The following is a 20,701-nucleotide window of genomic DNA, read 5'->3' on the forward strand; positions in this document are numbered from 1 at the left end:
TTAATCGCTAGAGTCCTTATCTCAATTACTCATTTATATTACTCTAATTAAGCTGGACTGAATATTAAGTAGAAATACTCTATGAATATTGATCCTTTTAACCTCTAAATACGAATAGAAGCCTAAATTTGTATAATAAAATTTAGGCTATTTTTGCCATTTCTACACTCCGCTGTTGTAACAGCTTCACCGCTTGCGCGGCTTGCCAAGCCAACTCCATCATATCCAGATCAGGAATCTGATCATTTTCCATCACCATTTTCCCTGCTACAAACATGGCCTTAATATGCGCTCGTCCGCCACTTGCCACAGGCCCAATTGCCATATCATGCAAGCCAAAATAACGAGGGTCATCTAACTGATAAATGACCAAGTCAGCCTGTTGCCCCACCTCAATTGTACCGACTTGATCAAGTCCCAAGATTTTCGCACCACCCACCGTTCCCCAACGAATCGCATCCTCAATACTGGCAGCATCTGCACCACCTTCAAATAGTCCTCCTTCATATTGTGGTGTGGCCAACATCCCCTTCCTGGCTCGTTGTAACAACCAAGCGGCATGGGTTTCAGACAACATATCTGCGGCTTCATTGGAACCCGCCCCATCCACCCCAATCGAAATAGTCATGCCTGCCTGTTCCAGAGCAACCAGATCAGCAATACCGCTACCCAAACGAGCATTACTCTGCGGACAGTGTGCGATTCCTGTTTGAGTTTGGCCCAACAACTGAATTTCTTCTGGCAATAATTTTACCAAATGGGCAAACCACACATCACTGCCAATCCAGTCCTGTTCAGCACAGAATTGGACTGGGGTCATAGCAAACTTGGCTCTAGCTGCATCCAGATAATCCACTGTTTCGGATAAATGACTATGCATCCGAATCCCCAATTGTCTGGCGATTTTGGCACTTTCACGCAACTGCTGTGCTGTGGTCGAATGCAAAGTTGAAGTGGGTGCCATCACGATTTTTCGGAAAGCATTTGAATCTGGCTGATGATAGTGCTGCACCAAACGCTCAATATCCGCTATATAGTCTTCAAATTTCTCTGGACGTAAGGCTTGAGGTAACTCACTTTCCAAACCACGCGTTAAGGTTGCACCACCGCGACACAACACAAAGCGCATACCCAATTTTTCGGCTTCATCAAATAAAATTGCAGCACCATCAAACGGCATTTGTGGCCAATATAAATAATGATGGTCTGCTACCGTTGCACAACCTGAACGTAATAATTCAATCAAACCAATACGTACAGCAATCCGAAAAGTCGCTTCATCAAATGCGCCACGGAACCGATACGGCGTACTGGCAAGCCATGAGGTCAGGTTTTGGTTCAGCCCTTGTGGTTCACCCTTGAGTAAAGACTGAAATAAATGATGATGGGTATTCACCCATGCTGGGTAAATCACGCAATCTTTGGCATTCACAACCTGTTCATTCGGCTGAGCGATTAGCCGCCCTATTTCCGTAATTTTTCCTGATTGGATACGGATATCGGTGGATGTGCAGCGCGCTGCTTCACCAGTTAAACCAGTCAAAATGGCATGGGCATTTTGAATTAAATAACTATTATTTAAAGACACTGAACTCATACTTGCTCACTCTCATGCCATTTGCTTAAAAACAACTGGCTTAATAAAGACATCAATACAAATAAGCCCAGACCCGTACAAGTAATCAGGAATAATGCAGCAAACATCAAGGGTAAATCCAACTGAAAACCTGCTTGTAAGATTTGATAAGCCAAGCCCGCACTGGTGCCACCCGCACCTGCAACAAACTCGGAAACCACAGCACCAATCAGCGCCAAGCCACAGGAAATTCGTAAGCCACCAAAGAAATAAGGCAAAGCATTCGGCAGACGTAAACGCATCAAAATCTGCCATCGACTGGCTTTATTGATTTGAAAAAGATTAAGCAACCCTTTATTGACACTACGCAGACCCAAGGTGGTATTGGTCAGTATTGGAAAAACCGCGACTAACATGGCACACACCACCAAAGCCAAAGTGGTATTTTGAATCCAGATGATCACCAGAGGTGCGATTGCAACAATCGGTGTGACCTGAAATAAAATGGCATACGGCATAAAACAGGCTTCGAGCACACGACTTTGTACAAATACAAAAGCGATCAATGTGCCAATGATCACAGCGCAGACAAAAGCCAATAAAGTGATTTTTAAAGTTACCCATAAACTACTGAATAGCACACTAGACTGATTAATCAGCGCCATGACAATATCACTAGGTTTAGGTACGACATAAACAGGCACTTCCAGTTGTTGAAAACTCAGTTGCCAAAACATGAGAAAAATCAGACCAAGCCCAAGTGGAGCGGCAATACGTTGTACGGTTGGATGTTGTAGCAATGGTTTAATCATGAGCATGCCCTCCGCTTGCCTCAGCCAATAATTGCGATAGATGCGAACATTGTTGAATAAAAATGTCTGAGCTTCGGAAAGACTCATCGCGTTGATAAGGCCCATTAATATTTAAATCCGCCACTACACGTCCTGGTCGTGCACCCATCACAATGACCCTTGAAGACAGATACACCGCTTCGTAAATACTATGCGTAACAAATACCACCGTGAGATCTCGTTCAGACCATAATTGACGGATATCACTGTCGAGTTTATGGCGGGTAAATTCATCCAATGCGCCAAAAGGTTCATCCATCAGTAATAGATCAGGTTCAGTCACCAAGGCTCTAGCCAAAGAGGCACGCATTTGCATGCCACCCGAAAGTTCACGCGGATAAACTTTGCCGAATTTTTCTAAACCAACGGCTTTTAAAGCAGCTTGGACTTTGGGCGTACTGGTTGATTTGGCAATATGCTGTAAATCCAAAGGTAAACGCACATTGTCTTCAATATTGGCCCACGGCATCAGTGTTGCTTCCTGAAATACCATGGCCATTTTGCATTGAGATTGCATTTCAGCCTTGCCATTCCAGCGCACCAAACCTGCTGAAGGCTGTTCCAGATCGGCAAACATTTTTAGCAAGGTACTTTTACCGCAGCCTGACGGTCCCAGTAATGAAACAATTTCACCGCGGGCAATATTTAAATCCAGTCGCTGTAAGGCATTGGTGCCATTGGGATAGGTTTTTTCAACCCCTCTCGCCATAATCATCGGCGTGATAAAGGTTGAAGATTCATGTATTGGCGTATCAATTGGTAAAGCAGAATTCATGTGGTTTCCCCTTCGTGCGAGTGCCCTATTTTGTTCACCCTTTCACCCTGACTTACTTTTCAGGCAAGTATCTAAGATTATTTGGCAGCTTTAACAAACTGCGTGGTATAAGCGGCTTTCCAATTGGTTTGGGCTTTGAGTAAACCTGCGTTCACCATAAAATCTCGGGTTGCTTTCCAACGTGCATCTGTCATCACGCCAATGCCTTGGGTCTTAGCATCTCCACCATCAATCAGTTTTAATTTGCGCATTTGCCCGACTGCAAAAGTCAGTAGTTCATCATTCATATTTGGATTTTCTTTTTTAATGATGCTATTGCCCAAACGTGGATCGGCTAAATAGTTTTTCCATCCTTCCATCGATGCCTGAACAAAACGGCGCAGTACATCAGGTTTATTTTGAATGACATCATTGCGAGTCACTAAAATGCCGCCATAGGCTGGATAACCCGCATCAGCAAATAAAAAGAAATTACTCGAAGGTTCTGCTTTTTTCGCCTGAAACACTTCCGAGGTGGCATAGGCTTGCTGGACTACATTTTTGCCTGCTAAGAATGGCTGCATATTGAAGGTATAAGGGCGTGCCTGCGCGGCATCTAATTTATATTTGCCTTTTAACCAAGGCCACCAGCTTGCTTGTCCGCTGGTCGAGACTAGAATGGTTTTGCTTTTGAGATCGGCCAAAGACTTTACATCGCTGTGAGTTAACACACCTTGTGGATCAAATTGAAATGGTGCTGCCACCGCTTTGATGGGAAAGTTACTTTCGATGCCTTTTAAGACCTGTAGATCATAATTAATAATAATGTCGGCACGTTTTGACAATAATAAGGTCATGTTATTGACCTGTGGGCCACCAATTTTAATATCGACATCAAGCCCGTATTTTTTATAAATTCCTTGTGCCAATGCTTGGTAATATCCCCCTTGCTCGGCTTGTGCAAACCAAGTGGTTTGTAAAACCAGTTTATCGGCTGCAAAACTGGTTGAGCTGAGCACTGTACCTAGCCCCAATAACGCGCCCGCGATAACAGTACGTCGCCCTTTGCCCACATAGTGCTGAATATTCATATTAAGACCCCTAAATCTGTATGGATTCATCTTGCTGTTCTTTTTAGGGGGTCAATCAATGTATAAGCTACACATTTCTCTCAAAACCAAAAAATCAATTGGCTTTGTCCCCAAAAGAGGAACAGCAAACGCTGTAGAGCAATGTCCCGTATGTTTGCAACATACTGACCGCTTATACTCAATCATGATTTAGCAAGCTCTGTGCCAAGATTGATTTGATCTTGTTTTTTATAGCAATTCTCTAGGTTGGATTTATTATTAGTTGTTTTTAGATGAATCAACTGCATTGAGTCTTTGGTTTTGTATGCAGTTTAATGGTGCGTTAAGTAAGTACAGATGCACTCTAAATGAACTATGCGACCGAATAAATTGATCTTTTAAATAACGAGGTTACATGTCGACAATCATTCTGAAATTAGATTTAAAAAAATAAGTCGCCATCAAGTTCCCGAAATACATTCCTCAAAGTACCCATCAATCGTCACTATAGCGGGTAAAAAATCTAAATGTTGTGGTGACTCAAAAAGAATCATTATATTGATCCGATTATCACCACCGCCAAAATAATTTTCATCGGAGACCTCTATTTCACAAGGGGAAAGATACTGCCAGATATGATGCACATCAGAACCAAAGTCGCTTGGAAGAAGTTCACAATCCACAAAAACATCAACCATTGCCTTACTTGCCAATGTCTTGATGGTCGCAACATCAGAAAGCAAACGCGTCATTGCTGCAATCTGCACATCTGTTGGACCATCACGTTTTGCTCGAACAATAACCCGAAGCATCCCTTCGAATGCATCAAGTTCAACCTCTCCCAGCCAATGTGCACTGCCATATTTCAATAATCCAAATGGTGGGCAATTTATTGTATGCCGATTAAATACACTCATTACTGTCCTGTATTGCAGATAGCCTAGCTCTTGGTTTTATTCTACGCCCGATTGACGCCTTATATTTAAATGAAACACACCCCGAACTAAACCATTCAACATAGCTCAAAATTCAGACCAATCTTAGCATCAATCTATTTCACTTTATAAACTGGCACAAAAAGTGCTTCATTCTTTCTGTCAGAGTAGAAGCGTTCAGCATAGTCAGTTACATCGACTGCTATGTGGGTCATTGCTCAGAAATCAGCTCACTTTTTTATAATGCTTTCTCTTATGGAAAAAGTGCGGCTCTTTTTTGAATGTGGCCCCGTCTCTTTCAATCTATTTGATTGGGTCACGGTTTATCCAAAAGATGAGGTTGAAATATGAATAGCGCCAATATGACTCCAATCGCTGAACATGACTACAGCTTAGAAGAACTGCAAAAAGAAGCGCGTATGGGAGCTTTGGGTCAAGAAACCTTTGAACGCGAAGTTCGAGTGATTGATTTATCTGACTTTGAACAACGTAAATATGAAATTGCGGAACAACTCTGGGCGGCTGCCACTGATATTGGTTTCTTTCAGGTCTCGCATCATGGTATTCCACTTGAGCAGATTCAAACTGCATTTGACATGACACAACAGTTTTTTGCTCTGCCTGAGCCGGTCAAAGCACGCTACCCACTCCATCGAAATGCAGGTTGGGAAAGTAAGGCCCAAGTCCGTCCATCGACCAGTACCCCAGACCAAAAAGAATCCTACCAAATTACTCGTCCACGTATGGATGGGCTTTATCCAACAGAGCAAGAGCTACCTGACTTTAAAAATACCATGCTTGAATTTGAACAGGCGTGTTGGCATGTGGGTATGAAAATACTCTCCTGTTTTGCTTATAAACTGGGTTTTGCTGATAACTTCTTTAGCCTTGCCCATGATCCTGAACAAGACAGTTATCAAAGCACTTTAAGAATGCTGCATTACTATGCCATTGATCCAGCTTTAAAAGATCAATTAGGTCTATGGCGTGCAGGCGCACATACCGATTTTGATTGTTTAACCTTATTATTCCAACGGAATGGTCAAGGTGGTCTGCAAGTCTGTCCAGGTAAAGATATGGAACAACAGCAATGGACCAGTATCGAACCACGGGATGATGTCATCACCTGTAATATCGGCGATATGTTGATGCGTTGGAGTGATGATCAATTGCCATCTAATTTCCACCGTGTCAAAAATCCAGAAGCAGATGAATATCAAGGCGCACGTTATAGCCTCGCCTTCTTCTGCCAAGCCAATGAAGATGTGCTGATTGAAAGCCCACAACAGAAATATCCAGCAATTACAGCGAAGGAATATTTAAAACAAAGAATTAGTGCAAATTTTAAAGGGAAATACTAATGATTTAGATAGAGTTGAAGTAATTTTCGAATCCTATCTAATCGTTAATTCATTGTAGACAGAGGCAAATTGTCTCTGTCTGCTATTAAAAAATTATCGATTGATTTTTCTCGTTTCTGATCTTTTTCTAGATCTATTCTTGGTTTTTTTAGGTGTCTTTTTTGGGGGCATAATAATTTTTCCAGTACCTAATCCTCGGAAAAAATAGTTAACAAGATAAATGAATAAAAAACCGAAATAGAAAAATGGGAATATCGTAATAGTGCTAATACATGCTTCCCAAAAAAGTACACCAATCCGATAATTATAACTTAACTGGATGAATGCACCTCTACGGCTACCATCCTGAAAGGAAATTTCATCATGGATAAAATGTAGGATACCGATTAAGAGGAATAAGAAAAACATCCCTGAAACAATCGTTTTTTTAATTAATGGTTTCTCCAGCCATGGATATTTCTTCGATGCATCAAACTCGGCCTGAAAAAATTTACTATAAATTTTTTCCTGAAACACCTTGCCCAAACCCACTCTCTTAATAAATAGAAAACACAAATAACCGCCGAAAACAGATGTTATAATCGTATAATAAATACTTGAAAGAATAGTAAAAAATGGCAGAGGACCTTTGGTTCCCACCGTAATCAACATCTGCTCTGTAATATAACGATAAATCTCATACTGCCACTGATTGCGTGGATATGCTGGAAATAAAAATAACGGTAAAATGAATACGATAATCAAAAAAGCAATCTGTACTTTCGCTTTTCTTTTTTCTTTAGCTCGTTGTTCAAGCGCTAAGCGCCTTTGTTCTAATTTTTCTTGCTTCTTTTGCTTTGTGTGCTGTTCAAGCAATTCTCTTGCTACATAACGTTTTGTTGACATAGAAAATCAATATTTATGTTTTATATAATAATCTTAATTAGAAAATAATAAAGATACGCGAATATTCATAGAGTCGAGAATTCTAAATTAAAATGAGCAACCCTCCAACATTTTAAATGTACATATCTTCTTTTTATAAAATTTATACAGTCAGAGATTCACAATCTCTGACTGTACTAAAGCTTCAGTGATCCAACAGATGTGAGATAAATGATGGACATCACAATTACTGCCACCACCAATACGATCTACGACCAGAAAATCACTATCTGCTTCCAAAGTAATTAAAGGATGATGCCATACCCCTTGATGATAGGTAACACCCTGCTGCCCATTGCTGATAAAAGCTTGAATCCGTTGCTCATCAGGTCGTGTTTGATCAAAAGGCAACGCCACAACAACAATAAACCTCTGTTGCTGTAATGGAATAAAAGACTGTGAACCATAAGGATGTCGTTCTAAGATCTCAATCTGAAATGGAATGGGAGTTGCAAACAGATTATGAAAAATACTCATCCCTACGGCGACCTGATCGCCTGACACCTGTGCAAACGATAAGGCATGATAGCGTTCAGTGAGTCCTTGATTAATCGGGATAAAGTCTTTATTGCTCTTTTCAATCACATCACCAAAAGCAGCAAAACTGTCTTGAGTTAAAGGCCGAATTTCAATATTTTTTTCATGCATAGGTTGATTCTCTTTAGATCAGTTGCATCGCGTGAGCAACACTGTCGCGCAAGGCAACTTTTGCGCTGTTGCTTTATTTTGCTTAAAAATAACTACAGATTATGCAATCAAATTAAAATCAAAAGCTCAAAAACCAATGGCTGCGCCATTGGTTTTTGAGGGTGTGCTAAGGGGCTTCGCCCCTTAAACCCCTGAAAAATCATTTTGCAACCAGTGCCGCTTTCCCCCATAAACGAATCCGGCTAATACCGCCATCGGGAATCATATTGACGCGAATATAATTCACTTTTTGATGTTGAAGCACTTCTGCAACATATTCATGAATATTGTCCATGCTCAAAGGCTGCTGTTCCAATACAAAAGGCCAGAACATACTCTGCGGAATAAGTTGCGCATCAGTCGCATCTTCAACATAAGCGGCTTGAATCGAACAAAAAGCGGGAAAATTCCCTTTAAAATACGCGGTATCGACGTCAATTTTTTCAATCTGCCCGGTTTGTCCCAAGGCAATAATGCACCAGTCAAAACCAGGAGCACGGCGACGTTTGGTCTCCCAACCATCGCCCATATTTAAACCACGATCAGGGCTGAGTAAATTATTCGGATGGCCAAAATGCGCATCGCTAAAGGCCACAATACGCCCGCCATTTTTTAAACCAATCAAATCCATCTGCTGGGTTGTATCGACATTTTCGAGCAGTACACGGCCATAGACTCTTAAACGGGCAATACCGCCATCAGGGAAAATATTAATGCGAATATGGGTAATTTTCTGAGCAGCGCAGTCGAAAAAATGATGCTGATCTGGAGATAAAACCGAATTTTCTAATAACGTCGTCCAAGTGATACCTTCTAATTGATTATCTGGTGCATAGCAGCCCTCAATAGAAGCAGAGGCTGGATAATTACCTGTAAAGAATGAGGTATCAATATCAAATCCAGATACAGTCCCTGTTGCACCTAAACGAACAATACACCAATCATAACCAGACTCACGTTTACGTCGCGTTTCCCACCCATCCATCCATTTGCCATTGTCATCATATTTTCCTTCAATGAATTGAGCGGGTGTGCTTTGCAACATTCTTGCCGCTTCTGCAAAAAACTCATCAGAACAACTGACGATACTTGCACCAATTCTGGCATCAGCAAGATTGGTGGACGCCTGCAAATGGGTCGGTAAAGCTACGGTTTTAGCAACATGCACTGTCATTGATCATTCCTGAAGGTTTCATTTCTATTCTATTATGCAAGATCCAGTCCAACTGGTCTGACCTGTTATTAAAAATATAGCTATTTTTAATCAACAGCGCCAACAAAAAGATAAATTTTGTGTAGAATCAAACTGTTTATTTTTATATTTAAGGTGTGTTGCTGATGAGTCCACAGGCGATGCTCAATGGAAAATCATCTCAGGTGACTGAGCAAGCGGTGGAAGTGATTCATCAACGCATTCAACAAAATACGTATGCAGTCGGCTCTGCCTTACCCTCGCAACGTGATCTTGCGCTCCAGTTGGGAATCAGTCGTGCTTCTTTACGTGAGGCATTAACCCGTCTTGCCGCTTTAGGCTTATTGGAAATCAAGGCGGGTAAAGGGGTTTATGTGATTTCACAGCATAGCCAAGCCGCAGAACAATGGGATGGCGAACACCGTGTTTCGCTTAAAGATTTCTATCAATTACGTTATGTACTGGAAGGTTTCTGTGCCCTGCTTGCATGTGAATATTTAACCGAACAGGATAAGTCGACCCTGCAGCAACACTACCAGTCCCTTGCCAGTGCAATCAAAGAACAAAACTGGCAGGCAGCCTCTGAATTTGATTATGCTTTTCATCAGCACATTATTGAACTTAGCCATAATCAATCAATTATTCAAACACTTAAAATGCATACTGAATGGATTAAAAAAAGTCAGATCCTACCTTTTGTTCAACCTAATCTGGCATTTAAAACTATTCAAGAACATGAGTTAATTCTGCAAGCCTTATTTCATCAGGATGCAGCTGCGGCTGAAAAAGCCATGCAAGCGCATATTATTGGTGCTGCACAACGGGCGGGTGTGTACTTTTCTCGGCATAACAGCTCAATCTAAACACGAAAATTAAATCTGCACCACTTTGCCCCATGCTTTGAACCATATCCATGCAGCCTTTCTATTTTTGCTTTTTAATAAAGCAAATTATCTGGTATGACCAGTAAAACCAGTTGCTAAAATTGGCACACTTCTCGCTTAGAACTGTTTAGAAACTTATTTATATTTTAGGGTCTGAACGATGAATATTGCGATTGTAGGTGCAGGTATGGGCGGTTTGACTGCTGGTATCGCTTTAAAAAAATTTGGTCATCAGGTCACGATCTATGAACAAGCTGCCGAAATCTTACCCGTCGGCGCCGCTATTTCACTGTGGTCAAATGGGGTGAAGTGCCTCAACTATCTTGGCTTAACCGATCAAATTCAGGCGCTTGGTGGACAAATGGAATCTTTGGCCTATGTGGATGGACTGAGCCAACAAACCATGACTCAATTTAGCTTATCACCATTATATAAAGAAGTCGGACAACATGCCTATCCTGTCGCCCGAGCTGATCTACAACAATTATTAATGCAACAATTTGGTCTGGCAGATATCAAGCTGGGCATGAAAATGACCGAGATTGAAAGCCATCAAGATGATGTCACCCTTCATTTTCAGGATGGCTCACAAATTACAGCCGATTTACTGATTGGTGCAGATGGCACACATTCGCTCACCCGAAAATTTGTCCTCGGTTACCAAGTTGAACGTCGCTATGCAGGTTATGTGAATTGGAATGGTTTGGTTGATATTGATGAAGCGATTGCACCTGCCATGCAATGGACGACGTATATCGGTGAAGGTAAGCGTGTTTCACTGATGCCCGTTGCCCAAAATCGTTTCTATTTTTTCTTTGATGTGCCGCTAGCGGCTGGTTTGGAAAATCAGCGTGAACAATATCAACAAGACCTGAAATCCCATTTCAGCGGTTGGTGTGAACCTGTACAAAAACTGATTGAACGTTTAGATGCGCAAAAAACCAATCGTGTCGAAATTCATGACATTGAACCGTTTATGGATTTTTATAGAGGACGTGTGGTGCTACTCGGTGATGCAGCGCATAGCACCACCCCTGATATCGGACAAGGCGGCTGTCAAGCCATGGAAGATGCGATTTACCTCGCCCGCGCCTTACAAATCAATACCTTTGGTTTAGAGGATGCATTGGCGCGTTATCAAAACAAGCGCAATGATCGCACCAAAGAAATGGTGCTCCGAGCCCGTAAGCGTTGCGATGTCACCCATATGAAAGATCCTCAAGTGACTGAAGAATGGTATCAATCGCTGTACCAAGAACAAGGCTCACATATCATGCAAGGGATTATCAGTAATATTATTGGCAATCCACTCGATTAAATTAAAAAGGGGCGCTTATCAGCCCCCTCCTTTAAATCAATCACGATTTCTTAAGCCGCCAATAAGGCTTTTGCTGCAGCACGATGTTTTGCTTTCAGTTCTTCTAAATCAAGTCCATGAATCTCGCCATGTTTAACTTGCCACTGGCCTGCAACCATCACATGTTCCGCTTTATCGGCACCACACAAGAGTAAGGCTGCAATCGGGTCATGACTGCCTGAAAATTTCAATTCATCGAGCTTATAACAGGCCAAATCGGCCTGATAATCAGGTGCAAATTGTCCTAAATGTTGTCCACGCCCTAATAGCTGTGCGGAACCGTGGGTTCCCCAATGCAAGGCCAACTCAGGAGTAATCCTTTCAGCACCGTATTTTAAACGTTGTAAATACATGGCCTGACGAACTTCCAGAATTAAATTTGAAGCATCTCCAGAGGCGGAACCATCAACGCCCAGCCCCACATTGGCACCTGCCTGCATTAAATCGAGGGTTGGGCAAATCCCTGAGGCGAGGCGCATATTGGAATGTGGACAATGACAGATTCCCACACCCGCCTGCCCTAAACGCTGAATTTCATCTGCATTAAAATGAATACCATGTGCTAACCAAGTCCGTTCATTTAGCCAACCCACGTGTTCTAAATAATCCACCGTGCGCATGCCAAACTTTTCCAGACAGAAGCTTTCCTCATCCAAGGTTTCTGCGAGGTGTGTATGCAATCGAACATCCAGTGTCTGAGCGAGTTGCGCGCTTTCTCGCATAATCTCCTGTGTCACCGAAAAAGGTGAGCATGGGGCTAAGGCAATATTGACCATGCCATTATCCCCGCGTTGATGATAGGTCTGCACCAAGCGTTCACTGTCCCTTAAAATGACCTCCATACTTTGCACGGTATGCTGTGGCGGTAAACCACCCTGTTCTTGTCCAAGACTCATCGAACCTCGGGTTAACATCACCCGCATTCCCAATTGCTGTGCGGCATTAACTTGAATATCAATCGCATCGGTCAATTGTTGCGGGAATAAATAATGATGATCCGCAGCAAAGGTACAACCCGATAACAACAACTCGGCCAAAGCCACTTGAGTCGCGACATGTAACTGCTCTGGATTTAGACGTGCCCATACCGGATACAGATTAACCAACCATGGAAATAAAGGGAGATTAACCACAGGTGCCCAAGCTCGAGTCAAGGTTTGATAAAAATGATGGTGGCTATTTACCAAGCCAGGAATCACCACCAGGTCTTTGGCATCGAATACCTCATCACAGGGCTGACTGGGTTGCTGGTCCTTTGCCAAAACCTCAATGATTTTATTATTTTCAATCACCAAGCCATTACTCGCATCGAGTTGATTCGCGGTATAAATTGCGAGTGGTTGTTTAATCCAGATTCTTGAACGGCTATTTAAGCTGGCCATCATTGTCATTACCTCGTCCTTTAAAATTTGTAGCTCAGTGCAAAACGGTTTTGTAAGAAATTCTTGTCATAGCGCGGTGATGTCTGAATCCCCGCAAAATTACTGACACTAAAACCTTTCAAAGCACCCGTGAAGTTATAAATGCCAAACAGCATGTATTCAGATTGGTTTCGACTGGCGACATTCTCTGCCTCCTTTAAATCCATAAATGAATAACGTGCCCCAGCAATCACTTGATCGGTGAGTTTGCCCTCCAAAGACAGCATCAAGGCATTGCCCGCGCCTAGATCTTGGGTACTGGTAAAAAAAGGTTGTGCAAAGATTTCACCAGACGATGTCTGACTGGCATAAGGCATAAGCAGCGCACCATTTAAATAGCTCTTTTGATCGGGCTTAATATAGTTATAGGCCAGCTTCAAACTGGCAGCCGGTAAAACTTTCAACGCAGCTTGAACACCCCAAACCTGACTATTGATCTCGCCTGCAAGTGCCTTGCCCTGATCCTTGCCAGACATATATTGCAGTGACAATTCAGGAGCATAATTCAATCTTGGAAATGTCAGATCCGCTTGGGTATAGATCAAACGCAGATAATCATCATAATCCTGATACCACAGTTGGGTTTTTAGGGTCTTATCATCCGCTAATGCAAAACGTTTCCCTGCACCAATCGACCAGACCCCATCAGTTTGCAAGTTTGGGTTTTGACGTGAGCTTTTGGTGAACTCATCTTCTGCATAACTTTTATATTTATTCACTTTGGTCAGGCGTAGGAAATCATTGTTATTCCCGATCTGTACATCCGCAGCTTGATATAAGAACATCAAGACACGGCGGTCCGCATAATCTCCCATAAAAGGCAAATTGAGACGCTGATTACCGACGGTCACCCGCGCCAAATCATTTTTCCACGTCAGATAGGCTTCTGCTAAACCATCACGATCTTCTTTTAATTCAGAGACTTCATCATTCTTGTTTTTCTCATCCAAACGACGCTGAATATCATAGCCAACCCCTGCCTGTACCCCATAAAAAGGCGCTGTTTCATATTTGATATAGCCGCCAATCACCGTGGTATCTTGATTTAAATTATTCACAAAATAACCATTATTGAGTGAATAATACGTAGACTTGACCACGCCATGCACACTGCCACAGGCCAATACAGCAGAGATCGATTCAATTGAATTGTCCTGAGGCTGACAATCTTGTTGCAGATTAAATAAAGCATTTAAGCTGGTATCGGCAGCCCATGCTGGTAATGTTGTCCCCATAGCGACTGCGAAAGCAACCGATGTTAAGCGAATTTTTTGCATAGTTATCCCCTAGATCTTTGATCTAAAAATTGATTTAAAACCTTTAAAACCGACCTGCTGATGCTTTAAAAATCTTGCTTTGCACTTTTTTAAAGCCAAAAACGCCCCCAGACCTATTCAAAATTAAATAAGCGACTTTTAACGATGTGCAGGTAAAAAGCAGGATTCAGTTTGAACATTCAAGCCTGAATCCGTGATGATTAATGCCCTGAGTTCAAGGGCAAGCTTGCCACTTCCACTGATTTTTTAGTGAATGGAAGATGATTGAAAATGATGTTGAGTAGAATTGCAGTGATGCAGGTCGAACTGATCCCAGAGTGTAATAACATCTGCACAGAAACAGGAAATTGTGCATAAAACTCATGGTTTACAATCGGAATCATGCCGATCGCCAATGAGGTCGCGACAATAATCAGGTTCTTATGCTCGTTATAATCCACTTTCGCTAAAGTGCGAATTCCACTGGCTGCGACTGTTCCAAACAGGACAATCCCCGCTCCGCCTAATACGGGCATCGGAATGGATGCGACTAAACGCCCCACAATCGGCAGCAAACCTAAAACAATCAGAATTCCGCCTGCAGTTGCCACCACAAATCGGCTTTTAATTCCAGTAATCGCCACCAGTCCAACATTCTGTGCAAATGCCGTTTGCATAAATGAACCAAAGATCGGTGAGATTGCACTCGATAACATGTCGGCACGTAAACCATCCCCTATCCGTTTAGAATCGACTTTGCTGCCCACGATTTCACCAATCGCAATAATATCTGCGGTGGTTTCCGTCATCACCACCAAGGTCACAATCACCATGGACAGAATGGCAGAAAAGTCAAAGACAGGAGAACCAAAGTGGAAAAAGCTCGGTAAAGCAAAAATAGAACCTGAACCGACATTGGAAAAATCAGTGAATCCTGCAAAATAAGCCAGCACGGTTCCCAACACAATGGCAATCAAAATCGCAAGCCGACGCAAGATTTGACTGCGTAACATACTAAAAATAATCACAATCGCTAAGGTCATTAATGCCAAACCGACATTGGCTGGATCCCCCCAGTTTTCAGCTTTTGGATTGCCGCCCATAATCCAGCGGATTGCCACAGGCGTCAGCGAAATACCGATCATGGTAATTACACAACCCGTCACCACCGGTGGAAAGAAACGGATAATTTTTGCGAAAAATGGCGTAAGCAACAGGCCAATAATCGACGCCACAATCACAGCACCAAACGCCGAGGCCAAACCACCACCTGTGGTTACAATGGCGAGAATCGTGGCGACACCTGCGAAAGAGACGCCCTGAACAATCGGCAATTTCGCCCCAAAATGCTTGAAACCAACGGTTTGTAAAACGGTGGCAATTCCCCCAACAAATAATGCAGCCGCCACCAATAGTCCAATTTCAGAGGCTTGCAAGCCCGCCGCAGCACCAATAATGAGCGGCGGTGCAATGATGCCGCCATACATGGTCAAGACATGTTGCAAACCATAAATCAGGTTTTTGTTCATGCCTAAATATTGATGTTCTGCTGATCCGTGAGCCTCACGGTCTAGGTTGTCTTGCTGCATGGGTTAATTCCTCAAATTAAATTCATAATGTCCACATTGCTTGAATTGGTTTAACTGCCACGATAGGTTGAATATGAAAACGGACTGATTAATAACGGCACGTGATAGTGCTGTTGAATATCCATGACCTTAAAATCAATACATACGCGTGGATAAAAACTTGCGGTATTTAAAGCTTGAAAATAATCGGCAACTTCAAAAATTAATTGGTAATTGCTCTGCACAAATACCTCGAGGTTGAATGTTTTAATACGACCATCGGCATCGGTAACTTGCTGATCTAATAACACATAGCCTTGATCCACTTGCTGCAGTAATTTCACTAGAACCTTTGACGCAGGCTGACCCAGTGATGCATTTAAAATATGTGTGCTGATACCCGCCATTATTGAATCTCCTGATTTAAACGAAGCAGTGCAATTTCCCCTAATTGCTGCTTCACTTCGGCTTGCTCTTGTTCTGCTGTGTTTTTGAGTCTGCGTTGCAGCTCAGACAGTATCTGTTGCCCGGAACGACCTGCTGCACGAATCAGATAGATATGCCCAAATTTGTGCTCATAATCTAAATTGCCCTGATAAAGTGCCAGTTGCAGCACTGCATCGGTTTGGATCTGCCCTTGCTCTTGCTGAGAAAACTGCTGTTCTTTTTCAGACAACACCGCTGCCGCTTTTTTCTCACCAATACGTGGATGTTGCGCCAAGGCCGCAGAAATTTCAGGCCATTGCCAGGTTTGCGCTTGTGCAAGCGCAGTTTGATAAAGCTGTTCTTTAGAGCTGTATGGACGTTGCTGTAGCAGTTCAGAAATCCAATTGGGAATGTGCACACAGCCTTGCAAAACCCGTTTGGCCGTATCTGAATCTAGCTGATTGAATGTTTCGAGTTGCATCGCTGCTCCAATTTAACGCATTGTCTGACTGGTCAGACCAGATATCATAAATTAAGCAATGAATATGCCAACTCTACTTACCCACACGCAATATCGACTTTCTGACTGTAATGTACGAATGATTTAAACTAGAAAATACAGCATCTAATTATTTATTTTTATTTAAAATAATATTTAAAAATAGAACCCTATATTTATATTAAAACTATTTGACTATCAAAATATCCTCTGCTAGTTTTTTAAATGCTCAGACGATCTTATGTATTTAGAGCACTTACATAATAATTTAAGATCAAATAAAAACCAAAAATCATGATTTATTCTAATAATCAAAAGAGAAAATAATATGTGTACCGAGTTTATTCTACCTCAAGCAACAGGCTATCGCATCTCTGGACGTACTATGGATTTTGCCGCCACCTTTACTTGGCAACTGGCTGCAATCCCATTGGCAACACCCTTAAAGGCAATTGATACTTTAAGCCCCAATGCACCTGCTTATCACTGGACTGCAAAATATGGTTTTATGGGGATTGGGATTAAGCTCCCTTTAAATCTGCTTGATACCAAACTATGTGATGCCATGAATACAGAAGGATTTTCGGCAGCTGCACTTTGGTTACCACCTTCCCGTTATCCTAAAAAAACTGATGCACCACCAAATGCCAAATTGATTTCCGCGTTGGATATTTGTGGCTGGGCTGCGTCTAACTACAACTCAGTTGAAACCTTAAAAAAAGATTTATACGCCATTCAACAAGGACAGCCCACTTCGCTAGGGGAAGTCTTATATTTTTGGGATCCGCTACAATTTTCTGAGCACAGCGAGTTTAATCACACGGATGAACTCAAAAATTTAATCCCGATTCATTTCCAGTTTCACGATAAAACTGGGGCGAGTCTGGTACTTGAATTTCGTGATGGGCAATTATCAATTACCGACAATACCGATATTGGGGTCATGACCAATACCCCATTTATTGAATGGCATCGTACCAACTTGGAAAATTATCTGGGCGTTACCAATGTTGAAACGAACAGCCAGACCATCATTGGTCTCAATGTGAATAAAGCGGGTAATGGTGGGGGTTCAATCGGGCTCTCTTCTTCTGCATTACCTTCTGATCGATTCTTACGTACAGCCTTCACCCTGAATTACTCTATTCCTTGGTTAAACCAAACACAACGCCCAAGTAATACTGCCGCGATTGCCCATGTAATGAATGTGATTAAAGGCATCTATGTTACTCGCGAACAATGCATTGACCAAAGTGGCAATATCAAAGGTGACTATACTCAATGGGAAATTATTCGTGATCACAGCAATCAGGTTTTCTATATCGCAACAACCGCAAGCTTAGGTTTTTGGCAAATTAACTTCTCGGATTACCAACTGGGGCAAAATGCTCAACTACAATTTGCTGTGATTTCTGATGCGACAGATATGCCCGTGTTAAAGGCGACGGCTTAAGATCAAATCAATAAAAAACGGCAATCACTAAGATTGCCGTTTTGTTTATTTCAATTTCAGCTTAATTCAAACTATATGCAATCACATAATCACCATGATCAGGCGACTGACGTGCACCACCCGCGGTAATCAGTACATACTGCTTACCTGATTTAGGCGATACATAGCTGATCGGTGTGCCTTGGCTACCCACAGGTAAACGCGCTTTCCAAAGCTCTTTGCCCGAGGATGAATCCAATGCACGCAAGTAATAATCTTGAGTCGCAGCAAAGAAGACCACCCCACCTTGAGTTGCCATTGGACCACCAATGGTCGGCATGCCAATTGGAACAGGTAAACCCATTTTGATTCCCATTGGGCCAGTATCCTGCACGGTTCCCATAGGTACTTGCCACGCCACCTGACGGGTTTTCATATCCACTGCCGTCATGGTGCCATATGGTGGTTTTTGACAAGGAATCATCAATTTCGACCAGAAACGATCTTTATTGACTTTGTAAGGTGTTCCTTTCATTGGCACCGCACCCATACCCGTATTGACTTTTTCACCACCATTGGCCTGAACAGCCAAGTCTTCTGGGGTTTGTTCAATCAACTGAATCCATAAGCCTAAGCGCATGTCATTGACGAACATATATTGATGGCTTGGATCAAAGGCAATACTGCCCCAGTTCATGCCGCCCAAAGAACCTGGGAAGCTCAATGACTTATCGGTACCTGGTGCAGTAAATAAGCCTTCATAACGCATTGATTTGAAGTTGATACGGCACATCAACTGGTCAAATGGTGTTGCACCCCACATATCCGATTCGGTTAAGGTTTGATTGCCAATCTGTGGCATTTCCACCGAACGTGGTTGAGTCGGGCTGTATTGCTCACCTTTGATATCGGCAGGTTTCACTGGCTGCTCAATCACTTTGGTGAGTGGTTGGCCTGTGACACGATCCAAGACAAAGAACTGACCTGATTTGGTGCCAATCACCACAGCAGGTTTATTGCTGCCATCTTGCATTGGGAAATCCACCAAGCTGGGTTGCATTGGCAAATCAAAATCCCAAAGGTCATTATGAACGGTCTGATAGACCCACTTTTCCTTCCCCGTGGTCGCATCTAAAGCCAGAACAGAAGAATTATATTTATGGTCTAAAGGTTGACGATTACCGCCCCATACATCCACAGATGAGCTACCCATTGGCAAGAATACCGTGTTCATCTGCGGATCATAAGACATGGCTGCCCAAGAGTTGGCAGAACTGCGTTTATAGGTTTCGCCTTCTTTTAACACATGGTTTGGATCAGGATTACGTGGATCAAAAGCCCAACGTAATTCACCTGTAATGACATCGTATGCACGAATCACCCCACCCGGCATATCGGCGGCAAAGTTATCGGCAATACGGCTACCCACCACAATTACAGTTCCTGCAATGGTTGGCGCAGATGTCACCTCAAAACGTGGTGCAGTGGTGCCCTCACCTAGACCTTTCAGAAGATCTACTGTTCCCTCTACACCAAAATCTTTACAACGTTCGCCAGTATCTGCATTGACTGCGATTAAGCGACCATCTGGTGTATTGGTATAGACTCGACGTAAGCATGAAGTATTATTTGCCACCGCTTTTACCTGTGTCGCTCCAGCCAGAGTCGGCTGAACCAAGGCTTGGGTAGAATCAAAATAAGCAACACCACGGCAACGTTCCCATGCATCCGACTTGGAATTGACTTCTGCTTTCCAAAGTTGTTTACCAGAGTCCGCTTCCAAGGCAAAAATATTGTTATGCGGCGTACATAAGAAAATCTTATTACCCACTTGTAATGGTGTCATTTGGTCTTCTGCACCATTTCCCGAACCTGTGGTGAAATCACCCGTTCGGAAACGCCAGACCTCTTTTAATTGATGTACATTATCTCGTGTGATCTGATCCAATGCAGCAAAACGGCTCCCCCCTGAATCTTGACCATAATGCTGCCAGTTGGTCTGTTTCATATCAGTTTTCACAGCAACCAAAGGCAAGGCCTGACCAGAGGCAGCAACCGTTGGATGTGGCTGGAACATCTGATAAAAACCAATCACCATGCCGATAACCGTCAATATTCCCAAACCATAAGCAGGTAGATCTGCACTCGGCTGAAATTGATAACGGCGAATGGCAGGTAAAGTAAACATCAGCGCGGCAAATAAGCCTGCTGGGAACATCAGTCTTGAAAATAAAGGCCAGAATTCCCAACCCGCATCAATCAATGACCAGATGATCGTTCCTACAAAAACCAGACTGAATAACCAGACACCCAGCGCTTTTTTCTTAAAAATAAAAACAGCAGAGATCAGCGTGAATACACCCGAGATCACGAAATACCATGATCCACCCAACGTCGCGAGTTGAAACCCACCGACTGTAAAAAACAAGCCCGTGAGTAACAAAACTAAGGCCAAAATAAAGCACCATATTTTGAGTATGGTCTGTGAACTTGAAGTTTCAGTCATCG

General features: G+C 42.7%; 18 protein-coding genes. 4 read left to right on the forward strand and 14 right to left on the reverse strand.

Annotated features, from left to right (window positions below):
- Nucleotides 1–142 precede the first annotated feature (142 nt).
- From NG55_RS02985 to NG55_RS03005, 5 genes are all read right to left on the reverse strand, one after another.
- Complete coding sequence (locus tag NG55_RS02985; protein WP_065342278.1) at nucleotides 143–1,597, reverse strand: amidohydrolase family protein; 1,455 nt, start codon at nucleotides 1,595–1,597, stop codon at nucleotides 143–145.
- Nucleotides 1,594–2,388: an ABC transporter permease gene (locus NG55_RS02990; protein ID WP_065342698.1), complete on the reverse strand. Its 795-nt coding sequence runs from the start codon at nucleotides 2,386–2,388 to the stop codon at nucleotides 1,594–1,596. The genes NG55_RS02985 and NG55_RS02990 overlap by 4 nt, the downstream gene beginning before the upstream one ends.
- On the reverse strand, nucleotides 2,381–3,202 hold the full coding sequence (locus NG55_RS02995; RefSeq protein WP_065342279.1) for an ABC transporter ATP-binding protein: 822 nt from the start codon (nucleotides 3,200–3,202) through the stop codon (nucleotides 2,381–2,383). Before NG55_RS02995 ends, NG55_RS02990 begins: the two co-directional genes overlap by 8 nt.
- A 77-nt stretch (nucleotides 3,203–3,279) precedes the next feature.
- Nucleotides 3,280–4,272, reverse strand: coding sequence for an ABC transporter substrate-binding protein (locus NG55_RS03000; protein ID WP_016542925.1), 993 nt, complete (start codon nucleotides 4,270–4,272; stop codon nucleotides 3,280–3,282).
- Nucleotides 4,273–4,712: 440 nt separating this feature from the next.
- Entirely contained in the window at nucleotides 4,713–5,168 is a 456-nt protein-coding gene (locus NG55_RS03005; protein ID WP_065342280.1) for a hypothetical protein, read from the reverse strand.
- A gap of 365 nt (nucleotides 5,169–5,533) precedes the next feature.
- Here NG55_RS03005 and NG55_RS03010 point away from each other — a divergent pair, with 365 nt between their 5' ends.
- Nucleotides 5,534–6,547, forward strand: a complete 1,014-nt coding sequence (locus NG55_RS03010; RefSeq protein ID WP_065342281.1) for an isopenicillin N synthase family dioxygenase — start codon at nucleotides 5,534–5,536, stop codon at nucleotides 6,545–6,547.
- Between the two features lie 93 nt (nucleotides 6,548–6,640).
- On the opposite strand, the gene NG55_RS03015 is transcribed toward NG55_RS03010, so the two are convergent.
- From NG55_RS03015 to alc, 3 genes are all read right to left on the reverse strand, one after another.
- A complete protein-coding gene (locus NG55_RS03015; protein ID WP_065342282.1) occupies nucleotides 6,641–7,432 on the reverse strand; it encodes a hypothetical protein in 792 nt (263 codons plus the stop codon).
- 150 nt (nucleotides 7,433–7,582) lie between these two features.
- A complete protein-coding gene (locus NG55_RS03020) occupies nucleotides 7,583–8,119 on the reverse strand; it encodes an ureidoglycolate lyase (protein WP_065342283.1) in 537 nt (178 codons plus the stop codon).
- 199 nt (nucleotides 8,120–8,318) lie between these two features.
- Nucleotides 8,319–9,332 carry an allantoicase gene (gene alc / locus NG55_RS03025; protein ID WP_065342284.1) on the reverse strand — a complete coding sequence of 338 codons (1,014 nt, stop codon included), beginning with the start codon at nucleotides 9,330–9,332 and terminating at the stop codon, nucleotides 8,319–8,321.
- Between the two features lie 164 nt (nucleotides 9,333–9,496).
- Here alc and NG55_RS03030 point away from each other — a divergent pair, with 164 nt between their 5' ends.
- Together NG55_RS03030 and hpxO are read left to right on the forward strand one after the other, a co-directional pair.
- Nucleotides 9,497–10,213: a FadR/GntR family transcriptional regulator gene (locus NG55_RS03030; RefSeq protein WP_065342285.1), complete on the forward strand. Its 717-nt coding sequence runs from the start codon at nucleotides 9,497–9,499 to the stop codon at nucleotides 10,211–10,213.
- Between the two features lie 181 nt (nucleotides 10,214–10,394).
- A complete protein-coding gene (gene hpxO, locus NG55_RS03035; protein WP_065342286.1) occupies nucleotides 10,395–11,552 on the forward strand; it encodes an FAD-dependent urate hydroxylase HpxO in 1,158 nt (385 codons plus the stop codon).
- 50 nt (nucleotides 11,553–11,602) lie between these two features.
- Here the strand turns inward: hpxO and NG55_RS03040 are convergent, their stop codons facing one another.
- The 5 genes from NG55_RS03040 to uraD all read right to left on the reverse strand — a co-directional run bounded on the left by NG55_RS03040 (nucleotide 11,603) and on the right by uraD (nucleotide 16,743).
- Complete coding sequence (locus NG55_RS03040) at nucleotides 11,603–12,976, reverse strand: 8-oxoguanine deaminase (RefSeq protein WP_065342699.1); 1,374 nt, start codon at nucleotides 12,974–12,976, stop codon at nucleotides 11,603–11,605.
- Nucleotides 12,977–12,993: 17 nt separating this feature from the next.
- The gene (locus NG55_RS03045; protein ID WP_065342287.1) at nucleotides 12,994–14,289 is read right to left on the reverse strand and encodes an OprD family outer membrane porin; all 1,296 of its coding nucleotides are present in this window, start codon (nucleotides 14,287–14,289) and stop codon (nucleotides 12,994–12,996) included.
- A gap of 200 nt (nucleotides 14,290–14,489) precedes the next feature.
- Nucleotides 14,490–15,857 carry a nucleobase:cation symporter-2 family protein gene (locus tag NG55_RS03050; RefSeq protein WP_065342288.1) on the reverse strand — a complete coding sequence of 456 codons (1,368 nt, stop codon included), beginning with the start codon at nucleotides 15,855–15,857 and terminating at the stop codon, nucleotides 14,490–14,492.
- 50 nt (nucleotides 15,858–15,907) lie between these two features.
- A complete protein-coding gene (gene uraH / locus NG55_RS03055) occupies nucleotides 15,908–16,243 on the reverse strand; it encodes a hydroxyisourate hydrolase (protein WP_065342289.1) in 336 nt (111 codons plus the stop codon).
- Nucleotides 16,243–16,743: a 2-oxo-4-hydroxy-4-carboxy-5-ureidoimidazoline decarboxylase gene (gene uraD / locus NG55_RS03060; protein ID WP_065342290.1), complete on the reverse strand. Its 501-nt coding sequence runs from the start codon at nucleotides 16,741–16,743 to the stop codon at nucleotides 16,243–16,245. Before uraD ends, uraH begins: the two co-directional genes overlap by 1 nt.
- 346 nt (nucleotides 16,744–17,089) lie before the next feature.
- Here uraD and NG55_RS03065 point away from each other — a divergent pair, with 346 nt between their 5' ends.
- Nucleotides 17,090–18,214 carry a linear amide C-N hydrolase gene (locus NG55_RS03065; protein WP_065342291.1) on the forward strand — a complete coding sequence of 375 codons (1,125 nt, stop codon included), beginning with the start codon at nucleotides 17,090–17,092 and terminating at the stop codon, nucleotides 18,212–18,214.
- Between the two features lie 61 nt (nucleotides 18,215–18,275).
- Here the strand turns inward: NG55_RS03065 and NG55_RS03070 are convergent, their stop codons facing one another.
- Entirely contained in the window at nucleotides 18,276–20,699 is a 2,424-nt protein-coding gene (locus NG55_RS03070) for a glucose/quinate/shikimate family membrane-bound PQQ-dependent dehydrogenase (RefSeq protein ID WP_065342292.1), read from the reverse strand.
- Between the last annotated feature and the right edge of the window lie 2 nt (nucleotides 20,700–20,701).

Source organism: Acinetobacter gyllenbergii (assembly GCF_001682515.1).
Taxonomy (GTDB): domain Bacteria; phylum Pseudomonadota; class Gammaproteobacteria; order Pseudomonadales; family Moraxellaceae; genus Acinetobacter; species Acinetobacter gyllenbergii.